The following is a 24,355-nucleotide window of genomic DNA, read 5'->3' as shown; positions in this document are numbered from 1 at the left end:
ATCAATTTGGATATTTTTTTACAAGGAGAATTTCACTCCTTTTTATCAGGTATTAAAGAATTGCAGAAAGAAATTAATTTTACTTTAAATGATCATGGTGTTCCTCTAAAGATAGAGAAGAGTAATAGTAAGGATACGGTTATTGAGTTTAACAATGGTGAAGGATTTATCCACTATGCTCAACCTTATCATGTGTACAGAGCGATTGGGCTGTTTGTTCAAAATAGTGCTAAAAAAGAAGACTTTATGATGAAAGAAACCCCGCAATTTCAAACAGTCGGTCCGATGTTTGATCTGTCTAGAAATGCTGTGATGCAAGTACATCAATTTAAATGGATGATTCGCAAGATGGCATTAATGGGTTTTAACGCTGCAATGCTTTACATGGAGGATACGTATGAGGTAGAAGAATTCCCTTACTTTGGATATATGCGTGGACGTTATTCGCAGCAAGAATTAAAAGAGCTTGATGATTATGCTTATCACTTTGGTATCGAATTGATTCCATGTATTCAAACTCTTGCACACCTAGAAGAGTTCTTGAAATGGGATGCAGCAGCCCATCTTAAGGATACTAGAGGAGTTTTATTAGTGGAACAAGATGCTACCTATGATTTTCTACGGAAAATGATTTCTGCAGCTACTAAACCATTCCGCAGTCAGCGCATTCATATTGGCATGGATGAAGCAGAGGAGTTAGGAAGAGGGATCTATTTAAACAGGTATGGTTATCGAGATCGTCTCGAGTTAATGACCGATCATTTGCGAAAGGTGAAAGAGATAACAGATGAGCTTAACTTGGATGTGATGATGTGGAGTGATATGTTTCTGAAGCTTGCTTCCGAATCTGGGGATAATCAGTATGATATGTCAACAGAAATTTCGGATGGGATGAAAAATAAAATACCCGAGAATATCAAGCTAATGTATTGGGATTATTTTCATACGAAACAAGAAGATTATCAGGCATTGATAACTAAACATAAACAATTAGGACAAACACCCGCTTTTGCAGGTGGGGTTTGGGTTTGGAATACCTTTGCAACGAATTATGGACTGTCATTACAGACTAGTGAAGCAGCTTTAACGGTATGTAAGAAAGAAGGGATAGAAGATGTATTTGTTACTTTATGGGGGGATGACGGTTATGAAAATAATTTCTATTCTGCGTTGTTAGGCTTACAATTGTATGCAGAACATCAATTCCAAAAAACTGTTGATCAGAAGCAATGGTATGAACGTACTCAATTTTGTACGGGTTTAGATGCAAAGACTTTTTTACAGTTAAATGATTTAGATGCGATTCCAGGCGTAGCAGATGGAAACCTCGATCAAACCAATCCATCGAAATTTTTGTTATGGCAAGATGTACTTCTCGGATTATTTGATAAGCATATTGAAGGGATAGAGCAGGAAGTATCTTTTCATTATCAACAATTGGAAAAAAAGATTAAACAGTCACGTGATCAACGTGTACAGCTTGACTTTATTTTGAATGTGCCAGAGAAATTGTCTGCAGTATTAGCACAAAAGGCGCCCCTCGGGTTAACATTAAAAAGAGCTTATGATAATAAGCAAACAGAGATATTACATCAAATAGCTAATGAAGAGTTACCAGAACTAATTGATAAGGTTCATGCTTTACGAGATGCCCATAAAAAACAATGGTTCACGATTAATAAGCCTTTTGGCTGGGAAGTCATCGATATTCGTTATGGTGGATTAATAGCTCGTTTACAAACCGCAATAGAACGCATGATGGATTATTTGAATGGTGAAATTGATAGGATTGAAGAGTTAGAACAGGAGCGGTTACCGTTTAATGCTAATCTGGACAAAACAACAGGTTTAGGCTGGTCTAGTTATTATTATCGCATGGCATCTCCGAATGTGTTTTTTCATGTATTACCGATCTATTAAAAATTACTCGGAAGGAATGAATAACATTCAAATGAACGCCTATAGAATGTTCGTTGGAGGTTACGGACAAGAAGATGACGAAGCGATACAATTAATTGCATATAGCCCACAAAACCATTCATTTGAAAAGCAATCAACGGTAAAGGGGATTAATTCCCCTTCTTTTTTAGCCATTCACCCTTATTTAGACATTCTGTATGCTGTCAGTGAGGTCGATAGTGGAGTAGTAGTAGCAATTCCATTTGATCTGAAGCTCATAGAATTGGGCAGAGTATCTACCAAAGGGTCTGGCCCTTGCTATGTCCATGCCGATCAAAGTGGAGAATTTTTATTGATTGCCAATTATGGAGAAGGGACCATTTCCTTACACCCAATTAATAAAGATGGTTCTGTAGAAGCGTGTAGTGACGCAATAAACCTGCCAATTGTTCAGCATGAAAAGAAATCACATCCCCATACTTGTTATCCGATAGGTGATCAGGATACTTTTTTAGTGACGGATTTAGGCCAAGATACTTTGTCACTACTTCAATTAAATCGCGATCAACAAAGCTTACTTCATGTTCATACATTTGAATTAGAAATAGAGAGGGGTCCGCGCCATATAGTCGTTTCCCAAAATAGAAAGTTCTTATATATTGCGAATGAATTCAGCTCGACTGTGTCAGTTTATCATTTTGATCAAGAGAATATAGAGCTTGAGCTTATTCAGGAGATCGCTACTATCACTGAAGATAAAGGGATACAAAATTATTGTGCAGATATTCATTTGTCTCCAGACGGATATTTCCTCTATGTATTGAATAGGGGAAGGGATTCTATAGCTGTTTTCCAGGTGACTACTGACGGCAGGTTAACGTTTCATAGTGAAACATCAACGTTAGGTCAATGGCCACGCAATTTTGCGGTTGCACCTGATGGTGAATTTATTTTTGTTGCGAATGAACATAGTGACATGATTACGGTACTGAAAATTACTCCAGATGGAACACTACTGCCGTTAGCAGATAGATATGAAGTGATCAAGCCAACTTGTTTAAAGTTGTTAAGGAGGAAATGAAAATGACAGATATGCTAGTCAATTTATATTCACTACCAGAGGATACACTGGATAGCGTACAAACCTATCAAATCAGAACTGTCATACCACCAGAAAAACATAAAGTGCTTAATTGGGTAAGAGAGCATTTCTCCGAGGATTGGGTTAGTGAGTGTGAAGTAGCTTGCTCCAGTACGCCTGCTAACTGTCTAATCGCCATTCAGGGGAAAGAAATAGTAGGCTTTGCTTGCTATGATACAACGTTTCAAAATTTTTTCGGTCCAACAGGTGTGAAAGAAGCTGCAAGAAATCAAGGTATCGGTTATCAGTTGTTATTGACCAGTATGTTTCGATTAAAAGCTAAAGGTTATGCGTATGCAATCATAGGTGATGCTGGGCCTGTGGAGTTTTATAAGAAAACAATTGGAGCGGTCCCTATTGAAGGAACACCAGTATTAAGAAAGATTAATAGATAATAAAAAAGTAGTTCAGCTATGGAATGCAATGATGTGTTCCTTGCTGAACTAACTTAAAAAAATGGTATACACAAGCTTTTCCTTTAACAACTTTTTTTGGTTATCAATTTTATTTTTAGTTTTAGAGGTAACTTTATATAAAAGCCCCTGTATCATATTTCTGAAACAGGGGTAGTTTAATTATATAAACGTTGGAGGATTAGTTATATTATTTTGCATGATGTCAGTTTTAGTTCACTACAACCCAGACTGCGCTTATGTCTGGTGCTTCACCTAGTGTCCACCAGAGTGCTTCATATAAGACACCTTGATAGGTAACACGGTCTCCACTATTATATGTAGTGGTACTAGACCATTCAGGTACTTCCGGCTGTTCAGGGGTGTCCCCACTAACCAATTCCCAAACATCTGCTTCACCTGGGGTATCCCCTTGCGTCCACCACTTTGCTTGATACACATTTCCATTATAAGAAACTCGATCACCGTTTAAATAAACGGCATTTGGATCCCATTCAGGTGTGTTCCCAGGTTCTTCAGGTTCAGGATCACTTGGTTCACCAGGCTCCTCAGGATTTCCAGGTTCAAACTCTCCATCAAAGTTAGCGTCAATGACCTGATAGAAACCATTTGCCGTATCTGCTACTTCCCAATAAGCGAGAATGACATGATATCCTGATCGTTGTGGAATTTCACAATCGTGTGTTAACGTGAAATCAGGACGTTGCCCATTATCATTATAGGAACAAAATAATTCAAAATCTGAGCGTTCCAATGGAGAATTTGGATCCCATCCAACTTTTGTGATGTAGTAATCCCAATTGAATGAAGCGTGTGCAGCAGTTAATGTCCATTCAAAGGTAAAGGCGCCACTTGACATCGGCACTTTTGCCCAGCGGTTTTCTGATTGTTCGTCTAATTTAGGAAAGACTCCACCAGCACTGGCGATCTGCCCATCAGGTGCGCCAGCTTCAGGAAAGTTACCTGGCCCCTCTAGGCTATGCGGTTCGTACACAACAGCCCCACAATCCACATTAGCCCCATTTGCACATAACAGTGCCCTGCTTTCGGGATTACTTACATACCCATGAGCAGAGACAATGGTGGTGAAGGCTAACGACACAATAAATAATCCGACAACCATAAACAAAATTTTAAAATAATCAATCTTACTAGTCTTAACACTCATTCTTTCTCCTCCTCTTGATAATAATACTAGAAGTCTATACCTGTTAAGTTAAAAATAAATGTAAGAGCACTATCTTTGATTTTCACCTCCTTTTCTTCCAAAAATGGACTCTTACACTTATATATATTATAGAATCTAGGGTTACAAATCAATAGTTAGTTCAAAACCATCGAGCTTTTTAGCGATAAAGTCTAAAAATATACCAATATTTATGGATAATTGTTATTTTTAACAAAATTTTAAAAAGGGATTGCAATCTATTTTGTAAATTGGTATAGTTATCTTAACCAATACAATACATCTTATATCTTCGTCAGAGAGAACATAAATACTTCATGAATGTAAAGGGATTTATGTTTTCTTTTTTTTGTATAGACAAGACTAAAAGGGGGTAGTGCCATGGAAGTAAAGTCAGAGATTGTCAAAAAAAATATCCATGTTAATAAGAAAAAAAGTATATTCAAAAGGTATTTTCGCCAATTTGATATACAAATGATGGTAATTCCGGGTCTATTATTCATATTTGTTTTTAACTATATACCGATGTATGGTGTTTTAATGGCATTCCAGGATTATGACATCTTTAAAGGAATGATGGGCAGTGCTTGGGTTGGATTGAAGCATTTTGAAATGTTTTTTTCCGATCCGCGTTTTATGGAAATTATGAGAAATACTTTTATTATAAGTGGATTGAAGATTTTAATTTGTTTTCCTGCTCCAATCATTCTGGCTTTAATGTTAAATGAAGTAAAAAATATGGCGTTCAAAAGAACGGTACAAACGATTACTTACTTACCACACTTTTTATCTTGGGTTATTGTTGCAGGGTTTGCGATGTCTATATTATCTACAGATAATGGAAGCTTAAATATTGCTTTAGAAAAAGCAGGATTAATAGACGAACCTATCAGCTTTCTTTCCATACCTGAATACTTTTGGACTATTATTGTTTCTACTAATCTATGGAAATCGATTGGTTTTGCTTCGATTGTTTATATAGCAGCAATTGCAGGAGTTGATCCACAGTTATATGAAGCTGCCGCACTAGATGGAGCAAGTCGCTTTAAGCAAATCTTTCTAATCACATTCCCTTCTATTACACCAATTATTATTATCTTTTTTATTTTGGAAGTTGGAAATTTATTGAATGCTGGATTTGAAGATTTATTGATCTTAGGGGATTCTGCTATATTACGATCCGTTTCTGATGTAATTGATACATATGTCTACCGCGTAGGTATCGGAAGTGGGAGATATTCTTATTCAACAGCAATCGGTTTATTTAAAGCCGTCATAAGTGTAGGTTTGTTAACGTTAGCAAACTATATTGCACGAAGAACTGGTAATAGTCTTTGGTAATTAACGAGAAGAGGTGGAACATATGATAAAACCGACATTTAGTGACCGGATAATGATCGTTTTCATTTACATTTTTCTAATTTTACTAGGTTTTGTAACATTTTATCCATTTTGGAATTCATTAGTTATTTCTTTCAACAGTGGACAGGATACGATGCTTGGTGGTGTAACGTTTTGGCCAAGAGATTTCACATTGGAAAACTATCAAATTGTATTTCAGGATAAACGACTACTTAATGCCTTCTTTATTTCTGTTTTAAGAACCGTCATAGGAACATTTCTATCTGTTTTGGTAACAGCTTTACTAGCGTACGGTTTATCAAAAAAAGAGTTGATTGGTAGAAAATTCTTTATGATCTTTTGCTTATTAACGATGTTTTTTAGTGGTGGATTAATCCCTACATTTTTGCTTGTTCGAGGAATAGGACTAATGGATTCCTTTTGGGCAATGATTATCCCTACTTTAGTATTAGTTTGGAACATGATTATTTTCCGTACTTTCTTTCAGCAATTGCCTAAAGGATTAGAAGAATCGGCTATGATAGATGGTTGCGGAAATTGGCAAATTTTCTTTCGAATCGTGTTACCGATATCAGGGCCAGTTATTGCTACGCTATCCCTCTTTACTGCTGTGTTCCATTGGAATGATTGGTTTTACCCAAGTATTTATATTTCTTCAGAGAATCTGATACCAATCCAGACTTTATTACGCCAAGTATTGAATTCCAATACGGTAACATCGCAAATGAGCCAACTAGATGCTGGGGCTCTATCGCACATGTCTAATGTGGCGAAGGTTACGGGTAAATCTTTATCAATGGCAACAATGATGGTTGCCACTATTCCGATTATTTTAGTTTATCCATTTGTGCAAAAACACTTTGTAAAAGGCGTATTAATCGGATCATTGAAAGAGTAGTAACTTGAAGATGGTTTAAGGCTATATGCTTTAAATAAATAAATTTATTCGAAAAAGGGGTTGGATGATATGAAAGAAAGACGTTTTCACTGGTATCTGTTATTTGCCTTTTTATTGACTATTGGTATTATTGCTGGATGTTCTGATACTGATACTAGTGATAATGCAGAGGAAGATGCGACGAATGATTCCGAAACAGGAGGAGATGAGCCGTTTGTATTAGGGGAAGAGCCATTAGAGATTTCGATGTTTGGTAATTATGATTGGTACACCATGCCTGGGTGGGGAGATGATGTGGCTACTGCCTGGATAAAAGAAAATAAACAAGTAGATATAACAGCGATTGATGGTGGAGGGAATGCAGAACAAAAATTAACAACCATGATTGCCAGTGATGATTTGCCTGACTTTATTTGGACAGACCGTGGGGCGTCTGTTGATCGATTATTAGAAGGTGGAGCACTCGTACCTCTTGATCCCTATCTTGATAAATATACGAATTTAAGAGATTGGTTCGGTGAAGAGGGTATTAATTTACTCCGTGCAGACGACGGAAATTTATATCAATTCCCCAATTGGTACAATTCCAAACCTTTTGGTAATGCAGGATATGTAGTGAATAAAGGAATTTACGAAGATTTAGGATCTCCACCGCTAGAAACGACAGATGACTTATATGCGTACTTACAATTAGTGAAAGAAAACTATCCAGATGTCATTCCATTTGAAACAGGTATAGATGGCCAGGGTATCAATGTATTATACTCTGCTTTTGCTGAGGGAGAATCTCCGGCAAATATTAATAATGTAGCTGTACCAAATGGCGATCAGCTAACATCAATTTTTACCGATGAAAATTATATCGAATCACTAAAATATGTGAGTAAATTATTTAGTGAAGGATTAATTACACAGGATGCATTAACACAGGATCAAGATATGGTTATTGAAAAAGTAACATCAGGTAACATTGCTGTATTTGCATCTGCAAGTCCGACAGACCACGCTAGAACAGGTCACTATAATTTAGTGGAAGAAGATCCTGATGGTGGTTATTTCTTTGTCGAACCGATTCATAAAGACGGTTTAGATCCAAATGAAATTTATCCAGGCTCTTATAATATGATGGGTTGGAATGTGAGTGTAATTACGAAAGGTGCAGAAGATCCGGAGAAAGTTTTTGCATTCTTAGATTGGTTAACAGGGCCTGAAGGGCAATCGTCATTAATATTTGGTCCTGAGGGTGAATATTGGGATGGCTTTGATGAAGACGGATTCCCACAATTTACTGAAAAATATTATGAAGATCCAGAAGGCTTGGCTAAGGTAGAAGAAGATACAGCTAATTTTCAATGGAATGGAAATTCGAACTTTTTAGATACTGCAAAGGCAAAATTTGAAGAAACCTTACCAGAGGAACATCGCAACTGGACAACTCATTGGCAAAACACTATTACTTGGGAAACACAATATGATGCCACGCAATATTTGAATATTAGTCCACTCCCGGAAAGTGAGGAAGGGATTATACAGCAACGTATAGGAGAAATCTTTGAGGAAGCACGTGCGAAAGCAATTTATGCCGAAAGTGATGAAGAAGTGGAACAAGTTATGGCAGAAGCGGAAGCAATGGCTCAAGATGTAGGATATCAGCAGCTACTTGACTATCAAAGTGAAAGATGGCAAGAAAATTTAGCTACTATGGCTGGTGAATAAAGAAAAATTTAAATATAGAAAGAAGGGAGTAAGGCGGCATGGAATCGATGGGAATGATAGGGAGGTTTTATCAAATTTCCTATTGGATGATGAAATTACTACAGGTCAATATGTTATGGCTAATTTTTAATTTTCCAATTGTTTACCTTGTGTTGACGGCACTAACTGTAAACAGTATGAATGAGTTGTATATGCTTATCACCATCATGCTGTTATTACTCCCTTTTATTTTCTTTCCTGCTACTACTGCCATGTTTGCAGTGATTAGAAGACGTTTTCAGAATAAGAATGATGATAGCATTTTGTTTTATTATGTGAAGGCATATAAACAAAATTATCTGCGCAGCTTAGTAGGTGGGATAACGATAACAGTTATTTGGTTTGTTTGGATATACAATTATCAATTATCAGGGATTGAACTAGGGTCTGCATTATCTTATTTGTATCTTGTGTTTACTGTGTTTTTATTAGCATCTACTAATTATTTTTTTGCAGACAGTGTCCATTTTAATGTTACATTTTTTTCATCTATCAAAAAAGCACTGATAATGAGTATTGGTTTTCCTCATTACACCATTTCGGTTATTGGAGTTTCCGGCGCTTGTTTATATATTTTATATTTTCTACATCCAGTATTTCTTGTATTATATGGTGGAATACTACCGGCAGTAATTTGTTTTATCGGCTATTATTTCATTTTTTTAAGAGCAAAAAGAATGAACGAAACGAATGAAGAAGAACAACAATGGAACCCCAAGAAAGCATAATCGACCTAATTGGTCGGCTATGCTTTTTTTAAAACCCTTCTTACAGAAAACTAAGCTCTTTATCTGCTATCTAATAACATCGCTAATTTCGCTATTAACAGCTTGTAATATCTCTTGTTTAGTTGACAATGGCGTATCACCGGAGATGGTATGAGCTAACATGCATGAAGCGGTAGCAAACTGGACCGTCTGCTCAGGGGGATAGCCCTCCAGCTTTCCATGAATAATTCCTGCTGCAAAGGCATCACCTGCCCCGATTCGATCTAAAACATGAAATTTTTCTTGTTGAGCATAATGAAAGTTTCCATACTGATATAAAAATCCTTTAATCGATTGAGAAGCATCAGGATGAAGGGTGCGATGTGTACCTGCTATCATTGCTATCTGATAATCTTCCGCTACTTTAGGAAGGAGTTCCTCCAATTGTTTTTCGCGATCCTGATGAGAAGAGGGATAGTTTAATGTAAAAACAGCATCTTTTTCATTCATTATGACGATATCAGCGATTTGTAACAGGGTATCATAGTGTGGCTTAGCTATTGTGTGCCCGTTATTTCCCCATAAGGATGGACGATAGTTACAATCAAAAAGTACGGTACCACCGCGTTCTTTCACGACATTCGCTAATCGAACCATTTGCCTTCGAACATTTTCATTCATTGCAAGTGTAATCCCACATAAGTGTAATAAATCAATTTCTTCTGCAATATGCTGAAAAGGATAGTTGCTCATATTTGCAGTATTAAAACTACTTTCTAGGCGATTGGAATAGGTGACACGGCTAGGGCGAGCACCAAGTCCATTTTCTAAAAAATACATACCTAGATACTTACCAGATCGGATAATATAATCAGTGGAAATACCAAGCTTTTGTATATGGGATATAGCAGCATCCCCAAGTGGATTATCGGGTATTGTAGTGATTAGTGCACTCTTATATCCTAAGCTTTTGATACTACCCGCAATATTTACACCTGTACCCGAGAAAGAATATTGTAAGCTGTTTGCTTGTGTTAGAAGCTCATATCCAGGTACTTGCAATCGCATCATTACTTCGCCGAATGCAGCAATTCTTTTAGTCATATTTATCCACCAGCTTTTTCATTTGTTTTACTAAAAAGATCACATCATCTAGGTTGGTCTTGCCGGTATCTTTGTCAATAATAGACGAATAAATATGAGGTATGATATATGGTACCTTCTCTGATAAGGCAATGTCTAATATGTCGGTAAAATTTGCTTTATCTATGCCGCCGGTTGGTTCTAATGCAAAGTTTTCTTCTCCACAAGCCTTTGCAATTGCTATGTATTCTTCAATGGTGGCTAAACCTTGCATTGGATAATATTTGAGTGCGCTTCCTCCCATATCTCGGACTAACGAAATAGCAGATTTAACAGGAATCATTGCTTTTTCAGTCTTTTCACTGATTGGTCCTGTCGAAATATTAACATAACCAACTCTTCCTGTTGGTGATACTAAGGCATTAATCCAACAATCTTCATTGTTTGTGTTTGCTTTAGTATGGCCGATATAAGGGAATACTTGGTTAATATGCTTGCTTGGATATTTTTTTGCAATGGCAGCAACAACTGGTGCTTGACTACTGTCTCCTGCTCCAAGTCCTATGGAGACTGCATGATCAATTTCTTTACCATAAGCTTTCATGGCTGCTATTGCTTTTTCTGTGGTTGGATAATCCTTTGCTAGTACACCTATCAATACATATTTTTCAGCAGCTTGGTAGATTTCCTTTGCATTTTTAATACTGTTGGCAAGCACATTTATAGCTACACGATCCTTATAAAAATGATGATAGATGGAATTCATATTAGTTTCCCCCTAAAATTTCTTGTATTCTTTGGATGATGATCTCGATATCATCTCCTTGTAATGGCCGTGGATCAATATCGAAGAAGCCTTCTTTCACTCCGTAATCTCTTGTATAGATAGCAATCTTTCCAATTTTTAATGCGGTAACTACTTCTTCAGCTGTCATGCTCGCCTTTGCAGGGTTAATCCTAATTCTTCCTCTGTATATCTTCCTGCCCGATTCATCTTGTACAATTTCAACGGCTATTCCATCTAATTCATTTAATATCTGCAAGGCTTGCAAATTGTTTAGTTCCTCCTGACTTTTGTCTTGTTTCCTAAAGAAATTATCGATTGCTTGAAGTAAACCGAAAATGGCTTCCTTACCAACTTTCATACTTCTGCCAATTCCAGATGATTGTAATTTTACCCAATTGATGTATTGTTTCTTTCCTGCTACGATTCCGGAGGTCGGTCCTTCAATCGCTTTTGAACCACTATAGATAACAAGATCAGAATAGGACACATATTTTCGTAGATCTTCCTCCGCAGCAGCATCAATAATAAAGGGTATTCCATATTTCTTAGCTACTTCCCATGCATCCTCAACCGTTATCATGTTTTTTTGAACGGCATGGTGGGATTGGACATATAAAATGGCACATGTGTTGTCGTTAATCGTTTCTTCTAAGTGTTCTATTCTACCTTCATTGGCATAGCCTGCTTCTACTAATCTTCCACCCCCTAAATGAATCATGGTTTCGACCGGGGCACCATACTGAACATTATGTCCTTTAAATAAGATAACTTCATTTTCTGAAATATCTATTTGATGAAGTTTTAAACTATGATGCTTATTTCCTTTTGTTACGAGAGCTGCAACAGCCATAGCGATGCCACTGGAGGCTGAATTAACCACTACTGCATCTTCACTACCTAATTGGTTAGCTATATAGCTTCCCGCTTTATCTACTAAATCAGCTATTTCGACATAGTTTTGAGCTCCTGCTTTCATTGCTTCCATCACACTGTCATCTGGTGCTGATACCCCTAAAATACTCATTCTTCCACTTGCATTAATGACTCGCTTTAATCCGTATTTAGTATGTAATGAGTTCGCCATCTTTTACAACTCCTTTCGGTTCGATCAGTTGATTAGTTACTCTCTGTTCTCCGATGGAATCGACGAGTACACATTCTTTGTTAAGTACCGTAAATAAGGTAAGGTCAGCAATATTACCCGTATCTATCTTCGCTAAATAAGGTTTCCCAATTACTTTAGCTGGTTGTACAGTAATAGCATCAATGACCTGTTCTAATGAATAACCAAGATAAAGAAATTTACTGGCAACATTAGCTAAACTATAGACAGGACCATTTACTCGATTCTCACGATAAATGTCTGTACTAATTGAAAATGGATAAGTGTGATGTTTCTTTGCCGATTCGGCAACTTGAAAAGAAAAACTAGCACTTCCATGGCCAACATCTAACAGTACTCCTCGTTGGATGGCATGTAATAGATCAGGGAGCGGTTTACCATTTGGAAATAGATTATTCGATTTACCATGTAGAAAATGAGTAACAATATCTTTCTTATTTAAAAGTCTTAAAATCTCACTAATATTTGGTGGTCCTGAGCCGATATGTACCATTAATGGTAGGGAGGTAAGACGAGAAAACTGTTTAGCCATTTGTAATGGAACAATGTCATTATTCTTCACAACACTTTTACTAATTCTTGCTTTAAGCCCAATTATTTTTCCTTGGTATAGTGTGACTGCGTCAACAACCTTCTGTTCTTCTAACCATTTCAGATTAGATAATTCATCCGTTCTTGTAAGCCCAATTGATGAAATATTTAAAAAGGCATATACATTGGTTTTATACCGTTTTTGTTCATGTAAGAGATCCTGTATATTATCTGCCCCACAGCTTCCAGCGTCGACAATGGTTGTCACACCTTGTTTGATCCCAATCTCGTCAATTACATCCCCGTATGGATAAAACGCTTTATTTGCGTGGACATGTAGGTCAATCCATCCGCTCGATACATAACAGCCAGAATAATCGAATTTTTTTTGCGCGATACCTTTACCAGGTTCGGTAATTTCGGCAATTCGATCTTTTTTAATAACAATATCCACTCTTTGTCTTGAGACGAATTGTACGTTTTGAAGTACATACGAATCGGCCATAAAATCCCTCCTTGCATAAAGAATACCAATTTTAAGTATAGATGTCTATACCTAATGAGCTTTATTCTCAAGATTATGTAGCTCGATTAATTAAAGTTTTGTCGTTTTTTCATTTAAAATAAATAGGCTCTAAAAATAAATCGATATATAATATATTGACATACATTTAGATATCCTTTAATTTTGTATAGAGGTATAGTCATCTAATCTTAATAAGAAGGTAGATTGCTCACAACAACATGTATTCTATTAATCTATTTGAGGAGTGAGGTAAAGAGTGATAGTAAAAGCAAAGTGTCAACATGTTGTGAAGTGGTTAGTGTCAGGTTGTATCGGAATGATGATAGTTGCTGTTGGCTTATTATTTCTGACAAAAGAAGAAATTACTGCAGCAGAATCTGGAAATGACTATCGGATCGTTGGATATTATACGCAATGGTCCACATATGGGAGAGATTTTCAAGTAATAGATATTGATGCTAGTAAGTTAACGCATATCGTTTATGCCTTTGCAGATTATTGTTGGGAGGGCGAAGGTCATTCAGATGCAACGGATTGTGAAGAGGTTCCTAACGGCACAGTAGTTTCCGCTGATCCATGGGCAGATTTTCAAAATCCTAATGTATTGGGACTAACGGAGGATGAACTGGAAGATTGGGACCGAGATTTTTATGGAAACTTAGGTGGCTTAGCTATATTAAAGGATGAAAACCCTGGATTACGAACCTTATTATCGATAGGGGGCTGGACATTCTCAAAAAACTTCTCCAATATTGCAGCTTCAGATGAAACAAGGAGAACTTTTGCAAAATCAGCAGTGGCTTTTATGAGAACGTATGAAATGGATGGTGTAGATATAGATTGGGAATACCCTGTAAGTGGTGGACATGAAGGAAATATTCACCGCCCAGAAGATAAGCAAAATCATACCTTGTTGCTCCAAGAGATTCGAAAGGAACTAGATAAAGCGGAGAAAGAGGACGGTAAAAAATATGAGCTAGCAATTGCTTCTAGTGCTAATCCGTCTTATTTAGAAAATAATGAAATGGCAAAGATTGCTGAAATAGTTGATTTTATTGACATTATGACATACGACTTCAATGGAAGCTGGCAATCTACCAGTGCACATAATGCGCCATTATTTGCAGATCCAGCTGCAAGTGAAGCAGGGGTACCTGGTACAGAGGTATTTAACGTAGCAACAGCAATTGAAGGACATTTACATGCTGGTGTACCCGCCAATAAGCTAGTAATGGGATTACCTTTTTATGGTCGTTCATGGGCTAGTTGTGATAATACGGAGGCTATGCCGAATGGTGGGTATTATCACAACTGTCAAGGTGCAGGAAATGGGACTTGGGAAGCAGGTGTCTATGATTATGACGATATTATTCAACATAAATTAACAGATGATCAATATGTTGCATATTGGAATGATGTCTCCAAAGTACCCTATTTATTTAATGAAGAAACAGGAGAATTCATTAGCTATGATGATGAGCAATCCATAGCCGAAAAAGTAGCCTATGCAGAAAATCTTCAACTCGGTGGAGCGATGATTTGGGAATTGAGTGCAGATCGAGATAGTAGATTATTGTCTGTCATTTTTAACGAATTTACCAATAAAACAGTACCTCCTCTTCCTACACCTAATGATGGAACGATTAGAGATATGAGTGAATTAACACTTGATAACAATCAGTATATTTTTAACAATCCCAATCATTTTGAAAAGCTAGTATTTAATGCTTCTCTTATTGAACAATTACAAGAAGACAGTGAATTAGTAATCCATTATCGAGATATAGTAATGGAAGTGCCCGTTGCATTGATACAGACAGAGCAAAATATTACCTTCCAATTTGCTGAAGCAGAGGAGAAGATAAAGAGAAAGTTTGATAATCATGTTAGTCCTATATATGACTTAACTATTTTATCTGGTGATCAATTGCTTTCCAATTTTGATAAGCATTCTATTAAATTGATATTTTCAGTAGATAAAAATCAGATAGAAAATTGGGATAGACTGGCTGTTTATTTGCTGGATGATAACGGGGAAAAACAGCAAGAGATAGATGTTGCATACGATAAAGTACAACAAATAGTAATGGCTAATGTATCTCATTTCAGTTTATATGGCGTATTCCAGCGTAGCACCCCTAAACAACCATCAGATGATAATAAACAAGATGAAAAAAAGATAAAAAAAGGTATTAATAGCGAGCCTCCTAAAGGTAAGAAGAAAAAAGGCAACACCGCTGATATGGAGAAAAAAGATAATGATAAAGCGCTATCCTTAAACAGTCAAAATGAGCAATTGGAAGGGCAACGTCTTCCTGATACTGCTACCAATCTATATAATTATATGGTAATTGGCTTGCTATTAGTAGCAATAAGTGGAATGATCTTCTTTCTATCAAGGTTTCGAAAACATGATTAAAGTCAAAAGAGACTAGGATCAAACGAAATAGGGCAAATAAGGATCTGAACAAGTGCATCAGCTTCCTGAGAGTCAACTAACCATGGTCACGTCCTGTGACCAACGCTAACACTTGATCACCCTGATTTTTGAAATGTACACCATTTAAAGATCCCTTTTGCAAAGCGGGTTTTCTTTACGAGGTTAGATGAAACCGTACCTAGGGAAAGTGAAGTATCTTGCCAAAGCACGAGCAGACAGATATTAATGTTCGGATTTTCCCTCCTTCACAACTCTTTTATCCTAACCTTTTTTGTTCATTATTCGAGACTATTTAACATATATTTTTGATATAGTCTAAAATTAAGTGAACATAAGGTATAGATCACTAAAACGATAAGTGTTAGTCTAGTTTTAATAAAGGCTAAGCATGGTTCATAGGAAACTACTGAAATAGAAATATTAACTAGTAGTTTTCTATAAATGATGCAATCAATAGGTATAACTATGGGAAATAAGAACTCGAACTAGCGAAGTATGTACAGTATTATTAGGAGGAGGAATTAATAATGGTGATGAAGTATCTACAGAATATCGGTCGATCGTTAATGCTACCAGTTGCTGTTTTGCCAGCTGCTGCGATATTAATGGGCCTCGGTTATTGGATGGATCCAGAAGGATGGGGAGAAGCAAATGTCATCGCTGCTTTTTTGATTAAAGCTGGAGAATCTATTGTTTCTGGTGAGAGTATGTCCATTCTATTTGCAGTAGGTATTGCTTTTGGTATGTCAAAAGATAAGGATGGTTCGGCTGCGTTAAGTGGGCTAGTCGCTTATTTGGTCGTGACGACATTGCTATCAACGGATTCTGTTGCATTGTTACAAGATACAGATCCAGATAATGTAAATGCTGCTTTTGGTAGTATCGAGAATTAATTTATTGGAATTATTTCAGGAATTACTGCTTCTATTATGTATAATCGTTTTAGTCAGGTGAAATTACCGGATGCTTTTGCCTTTTTTAGTGGTAAACGTTTAGTGCCAATTATGACAGCGATTACAAGTTTGGTTATTTCTGCAGTTCTATTCTTTATATGGCCAGTTGTTTATTCGGGATTAGTTTCATTTGGTAAGGCCATTCTTGATTTAGATGCTATTGGAGCCGGTTTATATGGATTCTTTAATCGTTTATTAATACCGACTGGACTTCATCATGCATTGAACTCCGTATTTTGGTTTGATGTTGCAGGTATTAACGATATTGCCAATTTTTGGTCTGGTCAAGGAGAGAAAGGTGTTACAGGTATGTACCAAGCGGGCTTCTTTCCTGTCATGATGTTTGGTCTACCGGCTGCAGCATTGGCAATGTACCATACTGCTAAAACAAAGAAAAAGAAAACAGCCGCTTCCTTATTATTAGCAGCTGGCTTTGCTTCATTCTTTACAGGGGTAACAGAACCCTTAGAATTTTCGTTTATGTTTTTAGCACCAGCTCTATATGTTGTTCATGCAGCGCTAACTGGTATTTCGATGGCAGTGGCAGCTACATTTGATTGGACAGCCGGTTTTGGATTTAGTGCAGGTTTTATCGATTTTGTATTAAGTTCACGATTACCATTAGCCAATCAGCCATATATGTTAATTGTTCAAGGTTTAATCATAGCGGTAATTTATTACGTATTATTCCGACTCCTAATCATCAAATTTAATTTCAAGACACCGGGGCGAGAGGACGATGTAGACCGAACAAATAATGTAAATGAACACTCTTCTTCAAGTGACCATTTATCTACCATGGCGAAAGAAATTTATGCAGGACTTGGTGGAGATGAAAATGTTATCGCGCTCGATAATTGTGTTACCAGATTAAGACTTGACGTAAAAGACATGGAAGCAGTTGACCAACAAAGAATAAAAAATACTGGTGTACCCGGTATCCATATTGTAGGGAAAAATAGTATTCAAGTTATTGTAGGGACTCAGGTACAATTTGTGACAGATGAAATCAAAAAAATACGCAATGATAAGCATAATTAATTGGTATAGTATCTAGGTTCAAGGTGCCCCCAAAAGTTCTTGGTGATAAGCAGTTTTTCTAAGAAAAACAGATGGAATAAATGATAGAATCATCAAATTACTAAAAGAGTTGGTGGAAAATGGATAACAGAAAAGTTAGATATGAGTACATTACAACGGAAGGATCTTTTCCCTTATTCGTGGAGAGTGTCGGCTACAATCCGTATGAGCAGGATTTTGACAGACCAGAGGGATATCCATACTATCATTGGCTGCAAACAGTTGAGGGGAGTGGTCGGTTTTCATTTCAAGGTCAGGATTATGTTTTATCTAAAGGCAGAGGAATATTATTAAAGCCATATACACCTCACATGTATTATTCGCTAGGAAAAAAGTGGTCTACCATTTATATTACATTCGGGGGAAAATCAGCTGTATCTATTTTGGACGCATTAGATATGAACCATTCTAGTATATATACAAATGTAGCATATTTACAAGTAGATATAATGATGAAAGAAATGTTACAGAAAATGGAGTCGGATTCAGAATTTTCAAAGATAGATTTATCGATCTATCTGTATAATTTTTTGCTGAAGTTGAAAAAGTATGGAAAAGTAAATAGCCAACCATCCCTATCTTATCTTTATGATAAAGTACGGAAAATTGTGGAATGGCTTGAAGTTCATTATGCGGAGGATATTACATTAGACGAAATGGCAAAGAAATTAAATGTAAGCTCCCAATATTTAAATAAATTGTTTCAAAAGTCGTTTCAAGTAAGTCCCTATACATTTTTAATCCAACTTAGAATTAGAAAAGCAAAGGAAATATTACTTCAGAACCCTGAAATACCGATAAAAAATGTAGCGATTCTTGTTGGATTCAATAATCTTAGTTACTTTATATCTACCTTTAAAAAGCGAGAAGGTATTACCCCTAAGAAATATCGAGATATGTATGGGAAAGAAAATAAGGTAGAACTATCCTAACCAGTTTAGTTTCACATAATTATATGTTTATACATTTTTTTAGTAAGTATAGGTGCTTAAGTGGTAGCATATTGTTTCCTTTCCTAGGTAGGTTGAATAAATAAAAGAGTGGATTATACGTTTTTATAGATGGCCGACTTTTGTAAAAGAAAAGTCGGTTATTTGTTGTCTTTATGAAAGTTATATTAGCGTTCGATAAGTTTCATATATTTATATTTTGTGTAGAACATCTTTGTACAACATGTTGAAAAAATAATATAGATTAATAAGAACTTCTTATTGTTTTCTGTTTAGAATCTTCACTATTTCAGCTTTATTTTTTAAAACCGAGGTATTAACACATACAACAATTGATATTATTGCTAGAGGAAGGAATCTAGTTTTAATATACCTTAAGTGAAGGGAAGGAATAATGTTGATATACCAAATGGAAAGGAGGCTAGGGCATCGAAGTTTTATGAAAGGGTTTTCGTTTAGCTGATCAATAATATATTCTTATAGCAAAGCTGTTTGATTCCTTGATGAAAATAGGAGGTAACGTATAATGAAAAAACTCTCGTTTGTAAAGAAATTAACGATATTCTTCATGATAATGATGTTAGTAGGGACAACTTTTTTCAGTGTGCCAACAGCAGCATATTATGGAAATGCAGAAATTTCACCAGCATATACAAACTTACTAACGAAGAGTTGGGTATCTGCTGAAGCAGGAACTGGAGATGCTAGTTTAGCTGTTGATCAAGAGGCAGCGACTTATTGGGATGCTGGCTCTGTGTCCGAAGATAGTTGGATACAGATCGACCTAGGTGGAACTTATCCTGGAATGAAAAAAGTGGAGGTTGTATTCCCAACGCTGGAAGGCAAATACAACTATAAACTTGAAGCATCTAGTGATGGAGAGAAATGGTTTACTCTTTCTGACCATTCTGATGAACCCATAACTGGAGGAGAAGATGTTCTTATTCAAAATACTTCAGAAGTAAGATATTTGAAAGCAACACTATTAAATGTTTCAGATGGTGCTATTGCAGGTATCGCAGAGATTCGTGCAAGCAATTATCTACTAAAGGACAATTTGTCGGTTGGAGCAGACTTATCTTGGGATACTGCTTATTTAGATAGAACGTATACTACAGATAGTAATACAGACATACCATCATCTGATGGTCGTATGATTGGTACAATGCAGGAAACAGGCATGACATCTGCAAGGTTCCGAGTTTGGAATGAACCAAGGTCAGAAAACACAGGGGAACCAGTGACACAAATTGATGGAAGTATGAACCCAGAGGATACACTAAACAAGTCATTATATGCAGATGAACTAGGTTTGAAAGTAGGGATTGACTTTCATTATTCGGACAGTTGGGCAGATCCAGGAAAACAGATAAAACCAAAAGCTTGGAAGGATTTGCCGTTTGATGAGCTTGTGGAAGCGGTGTATGATTTCACGTATGAAGTGACAGCGGATCATGTAGCCGCAGGAGTAACTCCGTATTACATCCAGGTGGGAAATGAAATAATTGATGGAACACTTTGGGGTGAGGAAAAGGTTCCTACAGGACTTGAACCAAGGTATGCGATAGAAGACCCATCCTATACTGCACAACCAGGTGGTGAACTGTTATGGGAGTATTGGGAATCAGAAGATCCAGATGAACAAGCGGCCTATGATGCTGCCTGGGATCGATTTACCGCAATCGTGGATGCTGGACTACGTGCTTCTCAAGATGCTTCACCTGAATCAAAAACTAAAATCCACGTCATCGTTAGTACAAATCGATTACCGAAAACACTGGAGTTTTGGCGCCAGCTAACGACAAGGTTGAAGGAAGATTATCAGAATGACTTTGATATCATGTCCATTTCTTATTACCCTGAGTGGCATGGTACGATCGCAGATTTAAGTAATAACTTACATGCGTTTGCAACAGAGTTTCCTACCTATGAATTAGCAATATCAGAAACTTCTCATAGAGCTTCTGGAGGTCCTTCTGATTCTGGGTATCCTAACACGATACAAGGGCAAGCAGATTTCATGATCGATGTCATGCGGACTGCCAATGATACGATTGATAATGCGGTGTCTACTGTATTAGTGTGGGAACCAGCGATTTGGCAATCAATGTTTACTTCAATAGGCGATGGGTGGTACGAAGCAAATGATTCTACACGAGTGTTTCATGCAGCATACAGTGACTTTATTACGAAAACGAATGAGTATCTCTTGACTCCACTTTACGAGGAACCAGCATTGCCGGATACTATCGATGTGTTAGATGTTGAAAATGACACAACCGTGCGTACAGAAGTGACGTGGGATGCAATGGAAGAAGAGGACTATTCCACTATTGGTTCTTTCAGTGTACATGGAACAACCAAACATGGTAATGTTACTGCGCACGTTGCTGTAGTAATGACGGTGGATGTATTGAAACGCTTAACGGATGAAAAGGTGGAATCTGGTGACTTGTCAGGTCCAGTAGTACCACAATTAGTAAATGCATTAAAACAAGTGACGCATCACTTGGAAAAAGGATCAAAGGAAGCTGCAAGTAAGTTTTTAGAAAAATATATAGATCATATGAATCGTAAGGCAAATAAACGAAATGTTTCTCATGAAGCAAAGATAGTACTTACAGAACATGCAGAGTTACTGATAGAAAGCTTGAAATAACAGTACGCACTGTCTACGTGAAAACATTAAAGAAAATTACAATGCCCCACCTAGTCTTCTCACAGGTGGGGCAACTTTGTTTCATGAAATGATTCATTCAACATGACACGAACTTGATTAAATGTTGATGGCTACAGCTTATTTACTCGATTTGGAACAAAGCATTACAGGAATGAAGAATGAATAGTGGTACTTCTTCTCTTAGGGTTTTTGCTAATCTTTACGGTGAATCATTCAAATATTACCGGAAGCCACATTTTAAATGGCTAGACCTTTCCATTATCGTTGAGAATGAAGGCACCTTCTTATCATACTCCATTCATTTTTTATCACATACCTACATACATATAGATAAAGCAACTATCGAAATAATTTCATCATGCTTTTTATGGCATAGCAAGGTTTACATTATTGGGAGGTCATTTTTTATGGATATTTTAAGAAAGGTGCAAGAATATCGTCATACACAAGATGCCTTAAAGTGGGTAGGGACATTTGCAGAGTATCTTGAGCTGTTAAAAGAAAAACCGTATCTTGCACAATCTGCTCATTCTCGTATCTATCAGATGATAAAAGACGAAGGAGTAGAAGAAGAGAACGGTGTACGAAAATATAAGTTTTTCAGTGAGCAATTATTTGGATTGGAAGAAGCTTTAGAAAAGTTAGTTGAGGAGTATTTCCATCCAGCTGCAAAGAGACTCGATGTAAAAAAACGAATTTTATTATTAATGGGACCTGTAAGTGGTGGAAAATCCACTTTAGTTACCTTATTAAAAAGAGGGTTGGAGAAATATACATTGACAGACAGAGGGGCCGTATATGCAATTAAAGGCTGTCCAATGCATGAAAACCCGTTGCACCTTATCCCTCAGCATTTAAGAGGGGAGTTTGAGCAAGAATATGGGATAAAAATTGAAGGAAGTTTATCACCTTTAAATAGGTTACGACTTGAGGAGGAATATGGTGGCAAAATAGAAGATGTCATTGTAGAGCGGATCTTTTTCTCAGAAGATAACAGGGTTGGGATTGGTACGTTTAGCCCATCTGATCCGAAATCGCAGGATATTGCGGATCTTACTGGATCGATTGATTTTTCCACAATTGCCACTTATGGATCAGAATCTGATCCAAGAGCATACCGCTTTGATGGGGAGCTTAATAAAGCGAATCGCGGGCTGATGGAATTCCAGGAAATGTTGAAATGTGATGAGAAATTTCTCTGGCACTTACTTTCATTAACTCAGGAAGGTAATTTCAAGGCAGGCCGATTTGCCTTGATTTCAGCGGATGAAATGATCGTCGCTCACACGAACGAGTCGGAGTATCGGTCTTTTATTTCCAATAAAAAAAATGAAGCATTGCATTCCAGAATGATAGTAATGCCTATTCCTTATAATTTGAAGCTAGATCAGGAAGAACGAATATATCAAAAAATGATTGAAGAGAGTGACATCCAAGATGTCCACATCGCACCGCATACATTGAAAATTGCTGCGATGTTTACGATTCTGACACGCTTAAAAGAATCTAAACAAAGTAATGTCAGTCTGTTAAAGAAACTGTATTTATATAATGATCAAGATGTCGAAGGCTTTAGCGACCAAGATGTGCATGCTATGAAAAAAGAATATGCTGATGAAGGCATGACAGGTATTGATCCGCGTTATGTCATTAATCGTATTTCATCTACTATTATCCGTAAAGAAATGCAAGCAATTAATGCACTTGATGTGTTGCGCTCCTTAAAAGACGGTCTAGATGATCATCCATCTATTACGAAAGAGCAAAAAGAAGACTATCTCGATTTTATTTCGATTGCCCGCAAAGAATATGATGAACTGGCGAAAAAAGAAGTGCAAAAAGCCTTCGTTTATTCTTATGAAGAGTCTGCTAAAACACTGATGGATAATTATTTAGATAATGTCGAAGCATTTTGTAATAAGGCTAAATTACAGGACCCATTAACAGGGGAAGAAATGCACCCTGATGAAAAATTAATGCGTTCAATCGAGGAACAGATCGGCATCTCCGAAAATGCTAAAAAGGCTTTCCGCGAAGAAATCTTAATCCGAATTTCAGCCTATGCAAGAAAAGGCAAAAAATTCGATTATCAATCACATGAACGTTTACGTGAAGCAATTCAAAAGAAACTGTTTGCAGACTTGAAGGATGTTGTAAAAATTACAACCTCCACAAAAACACCAGATGAACAGCAGCTAAAGAAAATGAATGAAGTAGTGGCAACGCTTGTGGAGGAGTACGGCTATAATACACAGTCTGCCAATGATTTATTAAGGTATGTGGGAAGTTTATTAAATCGATAATATTTAAGAAAGAGGTTGTGACAGAATCTATTTTCTTAACGTCAAATATGAACGATGCAATAAGTATGGTTGTGCAGTATAGGCACACTGTTCACTAACAAAAGTTTTATGATATCGAGTGCAAAGTATCCGCTCCGGCTGATCGTTTCGCTTTCCAAGAGCATGCTAATCGCTCAGGAGTCGAAACGATCGGCCATCGCAATTTTAAAAGAGACAACGAATGGAAGAAATAACCTGACTATCTACTCACTACGGTCAAAGCTACCTTTCATCCAATCATGATTCTGTAGCAAATAGTGTGGAACACCTCTACTAGCTGAGGAGAAAAAACCGTGGAAAGGAAGGTGGACAGCCGGAGCGATGGTTACGCAACGATACCCTCTCAAAATTGCTACGAAGCAACATAAGTTCGTGCGTAGTTTGCTCCTAATAAATATCAAATTCCAAACGATTTCAAGGTCTATTTGAATAATCGTTTGGAATTTTGTGATGATAAATTCTTTTCTCCCAGCCCCTTTTCGGTTGATTTTTTAGAAGT

At 36.9% G+C, this 24,355-nt stretch carries 16 protein-coding genes and 1 pseudogene; 12 read left to right on the top strand and 5 right to left on the bottom strand.

The window, feature by feature from the left end; all coding sequences use genetic code 11:
* Positions 1-6 precede the first annotated feature (6 nt).
* The 3 genes from ACTNEP_RS01605 to ACTNEP_RS01595 are packed head-to-tail and all read left to right on the top strand — an operon-like array spanning position 7 to position 3,435.
* The gene (locus ACTNEP_RS01605; protein ID WP_441159792.1) at positions 7-1,920 is read left to right on the top strand and encodes a beta-N-acetylhexosaminidase; all 1,914 of its coding nucleotides are present in this window, start codon (positions 7-9) and stop codon (positions 1,918-1,920) included.
* A 16-nt stretch (positions 1,921-1,936) separates the two neighbouring features.
* On the top strand, positions 1,937-2,980 hold the full coding sequence (locus ACTNEP_RS01600; protein WP_441159791.1) for a lactonase family protein: 1,044 nt from the start codon (positions 1,937-1,939) through the stop codon (positions 2,978-2,980).
* A gap of 2 nt (positions 2,981-2,982) precedes the next feature.
* Entirely contained in the window at positions 2,983-3,435 is a 453-nt protein-coding gene (locus ACTNEP_RS01595) for a GNAT family N-acetyltransferase (RefSeq protein WP_441159790.1), read from the top strand.
* A gap of 229 nt (positions 3,436-3,664) precedes the next feature.
* Here ACTNEP_RS01595 and ACTNEP_RS01590 read toward each other — a convergent pair whose 3' ends face one another.
* Positions 3,665-4,621, bottom strand: coding sequence for a lytic polysaccharide monooxygenase (locus ACTNEP_RS01590; protein WP_441159789.1), 957 nt, complete (start codon positions 4,619-4,621; stop codon positions 3,665-3,667).
* 399 nt (positions 4,622-5,020) lie between these two features.
* On the opposite strand from ACTNEP_RS01590, the gene ACTNEP_RS01585 reads away from it, so the two are divergent.
* From ACTNEP_RS01585 to ACTNEP_RS01570, 4 genes are all read left to right on the top strand, one after another.
* Entirely contained in the window at positions 5,021-5,980 is a 960-nt protein-coding gene (locus ACTNEP_RS01585; protein WP_441159788.1) for an ABC transporter permease, read from the top strand.
* A gap of 22 nt (positions 5,981-6,002) precedes the next feature.
* Positions 6,003-6,899 carry a carbohydrate ABC transporter permease gene (locus ACTNEP_RS01580; protein ID WP_441159787.1) on the top strand — a complete coding sequence of 299 codons (897 nt, stop codon included), beginning with the start codon at positions 6,003-6,005 and terminating at the stop codon, positions 6,897-6,899.
* Between the two features lie 69 nt (positions 6,900-6,968).
* The gene (locus ACTNEP_RS01575) at positions 6,969-8,615 is read left to right on the top strand and encodes an extracellular solute-binding protein (RefSeq protein ID WP_441159786.1); all 1,647 of its coding nucleotides are present in this window, start codon (positions 6,969-6,971) and stop codon (positions 8,613-8,615) included.
* Between the two features lie 38 nt (positions 8,616-8,653).
* Positions 8,654-9,382 carry a YesL family protein gene (locus ACTNEP_RS01570; protein WP_441159785.1) on the top strand — a complete coding sequence of 243 codons (729 nt, stop codon included), beginning with the start codon at positions 8,654-8,656 and terminating at the stop codon, positions 9,380-9,382.
* Between the two features lie 66 nt (positions 9,383-9,448).
* Here ACTNEP_RS01570 and ACTNEP_RS01565 read toward each other — a convergent pair whose 3' ends face one another.
* From ACTNEP_RS01565 to ACTNEP_RS01550, 4 genes are read right to left on the bottom strand one after another with little or no spacing between them, the layout of a single operon-like run.
* Complete coding sequence (locus ACTNEP_RS01565) at positions 9,449-10,465, bottom strand: sugar kinase (protein ID WP_441159784.1); 1,017 nt, start codon at positions 10,463-10,465, stop codon at positions 9,449-9,451.
* The gene (gene dagF, locus ACTNEP_RS01560) at positions 10,458-11,210 is read right to left on the bottom strand and encodes a 2-dehydro-3-deoxy-phosphogluconate aldolase (RefSeq protein ID WP_441159783.1); all 753 of its coding nucleotides are present in this window, start codon (positions 11,208-11,210) and stop codon (positions 10,458-10,460) included. The genes ACTNEP_RS01565 and dagF overlap by 8 nt, the downstream gene beginning before the upstream one ends.
* Position 11,211: 1 nt before the next feature.
* Positions 11,212-12,315 carry a DgaE family pyridoxal phosphate-dependent ammonia lyase gene (locus ACTNEP_RS01555; RefSeq protein ID WP_441159782.1) on the bottom strand — a complete coding sequence of 368 codons (1,104 nt, stop codon included), beginning with the start codon at positions 12,313-12,315 and terminating at the stop codon, positions 11,212-11,214.
* A complete protein-coding gene (locus tag ACTNEP_RS01550) occupies positions 12,293-13,390 on the bottom strand; it encodes an amidohydrolase/deacetylase family metallohydrolase (protein WP_441159781.1) in 1,098 nt (365 codons plus the stop codon). Before ACTNEP_RS01550 ends, ACTNEP_RS01555 begins: the two co-directional genes overlap by 23 nt.
* Positions 13,391-13,667: 277 nt before the next feature.
* Here ACTNEP_RS01550 and ACTNEP_RS01545 point away from each other — a divergent pair, with 277 nt between their 5' ends.
* The 5 genes and pseudogenes from ACTNEP_RS01545 to ACTNEP_RS01525 all read left to right on the top strand — a co-directional run bounded on the left by ACTNEP_RS01545 (position 13,668) and on the right by ACTNEP_RS01525 (position 23,817).
* A complete protein-coding gene (locus ACTNEP_RS01545) occupies positions 13,668-15,830 on the top strand; it encodes a glycoside hydrolase family 18 protein (protein WP_441159780.1) in 2,163 nt (720 codons plus the stop codon).
* Positions 15,831-16,381: 551 nt separating this feature from the next.
* Positions 16,382-17,845 (top strand): annotated as a pseudogene (gene nagE / locus ACTNEP_RS01540) (N-acetylglucosamine-specific PTS transporter subunit IIBC).
* A 119-nt stretch (positions 17,846-17,964) separates the two neighbouring features.
* A complete protein-coding gene (locus tag ACTNEP_RS01535) occupies positions 17,965-18,816 on the top strand; it encodes an AraC family transcriptional regulator (RefSeq protein WP_441159779.1) in 852 nt (283 codons plus the stop codon).
* A 544-nt stretch (positions 18,817-19,360) separates the two neighbouring features.
* Positions 19,361-21,493, top strand: a complete 2,133-nt coding sequence (locus tag ACTNEP_RS01530) for a glycosyl hydrolase 53 family protein (protein WP_441159778.1) — start codon at positions 19,361-19,363, stop codon at positions 21,491-21,493.
* A 428-nt stretch (positions 21,494-21,921) separates the two neighbouring features.
* A complete protein-coding gene (locus ACTNEP_RS01525) occupies positions 21,922-23,817 on the top strand; it encodes a PrkA family serine protein kinase (protein ID WP_441159777.1) in 1,896 nt (631 codons plus the stop codon).
* Positions 23,818-24,355 lie beyond the last annotated feature (538 nt).

Origin of the sequence: Gracilibacillus sp. HCP3S3_G5_2, assembly GCF_052063305.1 — a bacterium.
Taxonomy (GTDB): domain Bacteria; phylum Bacillota; class Bacilli; order Bacillales; family Amphibacillaceae; genus Gracilibacillus.
Note: the sequence above shows the minus strand (reverse complement) of the source record. Positions and strands in the feature narration are given on the sequence as shown.

Coding starts and splice junctions, on each gene's coding strand:
- ACTNEP_RS01535 (WP_441159779.1), top strand. CDS start 17,965: ATGGATAACAGAAAAGTTAGATATGAGTACATTACAACGGAAGGATCT.
- ACTNEP_RS01570 (WP_441159785.1), top strand. CDS start 8,654: ATGGAATCGATGGGAATGATAGGGAGGTTTTATCAAATTTCCTATTGG.
- ACTNEP_RS01565 (WP_441159784.1), bottom strand. CDS start 10,465: ATGACTAAAAGAATTGCTGCATTCGGCGAAGTAATGATGCGATTGCAA.
- ACTNEP_RS01530 (WP_441159778.1), top strand. CDS start 19,361: ATGAAAAAACTCTCGTTTGTAAAGAAATTAACGATATTCTTCATGATA.
- dagF (WP_441159783.1), bottom strand. CDS start 11,210: ATGAATTCCATCTATCATCATTTTTATAAGGATCGTGTAGCTATAAAT.
- ACTNEP_RS01590 (WP_441159789.1), bottom strand. CDS start 4,621: ATGAGTGTTAAGACTAGTAAGATTGATTATTTTAAAATTTTGTTTATG.
- ACTNEP_RS01595 (WP_441159790.1), top strand. CDS start 2,983: ATGACAGATATGCTAGTCAATTTATATTCACTACCAGAGGATACACTG.
- ACTNEP_RS01555 (WP_441159782.1), bottom strand. CDS start 12,315: ATGGCGAACTCATTACATACTAAATACGGATTAAAGCGAGTCATTAAT.
- ACTNEP_RS01525 (WP_441159777.1), top strand. CDS start 21,922: ATGGATATTTTAAGAAAGGTGCAAGAATATCGTCATACACAAGATGCC.
- ACTNEP_RS01575 (WP_441159786.1), top strand. CDS start 6,969: ATGAAAGAAAGACGTTTTCACTGGTATCTGTTATTTGCCTTTTTATTG.
- ACTNEP_RS01585 (WP_441159788.1), top strand. CDS start 5,021: ATGGAAGTAAAGTCAGAGATTGTCAAAAAAAATATCCATGTTAATAAG.
- ACTNEP_RS01580 (WP_441159787.1), top strand. CDS start 6,003: ATGATAAAACCGACATTTAGTGACCGGATAATGATCGTTTTCATTTAC.
- ACTNEP_RS01550 (WP_441159781.1), bottom strand. CDS start 13,390: ATGGCCGATTCGTATGTACTTCAAAACGTACAATTCGTCTCAAGACAA.
- ACTNEP_RS01600 (WP_441159791.1), top strand. CDS start 1,937: ATGAATAACATTCAAATGAACGCCTATAGAATGTTCGTTGGAGGTTAC.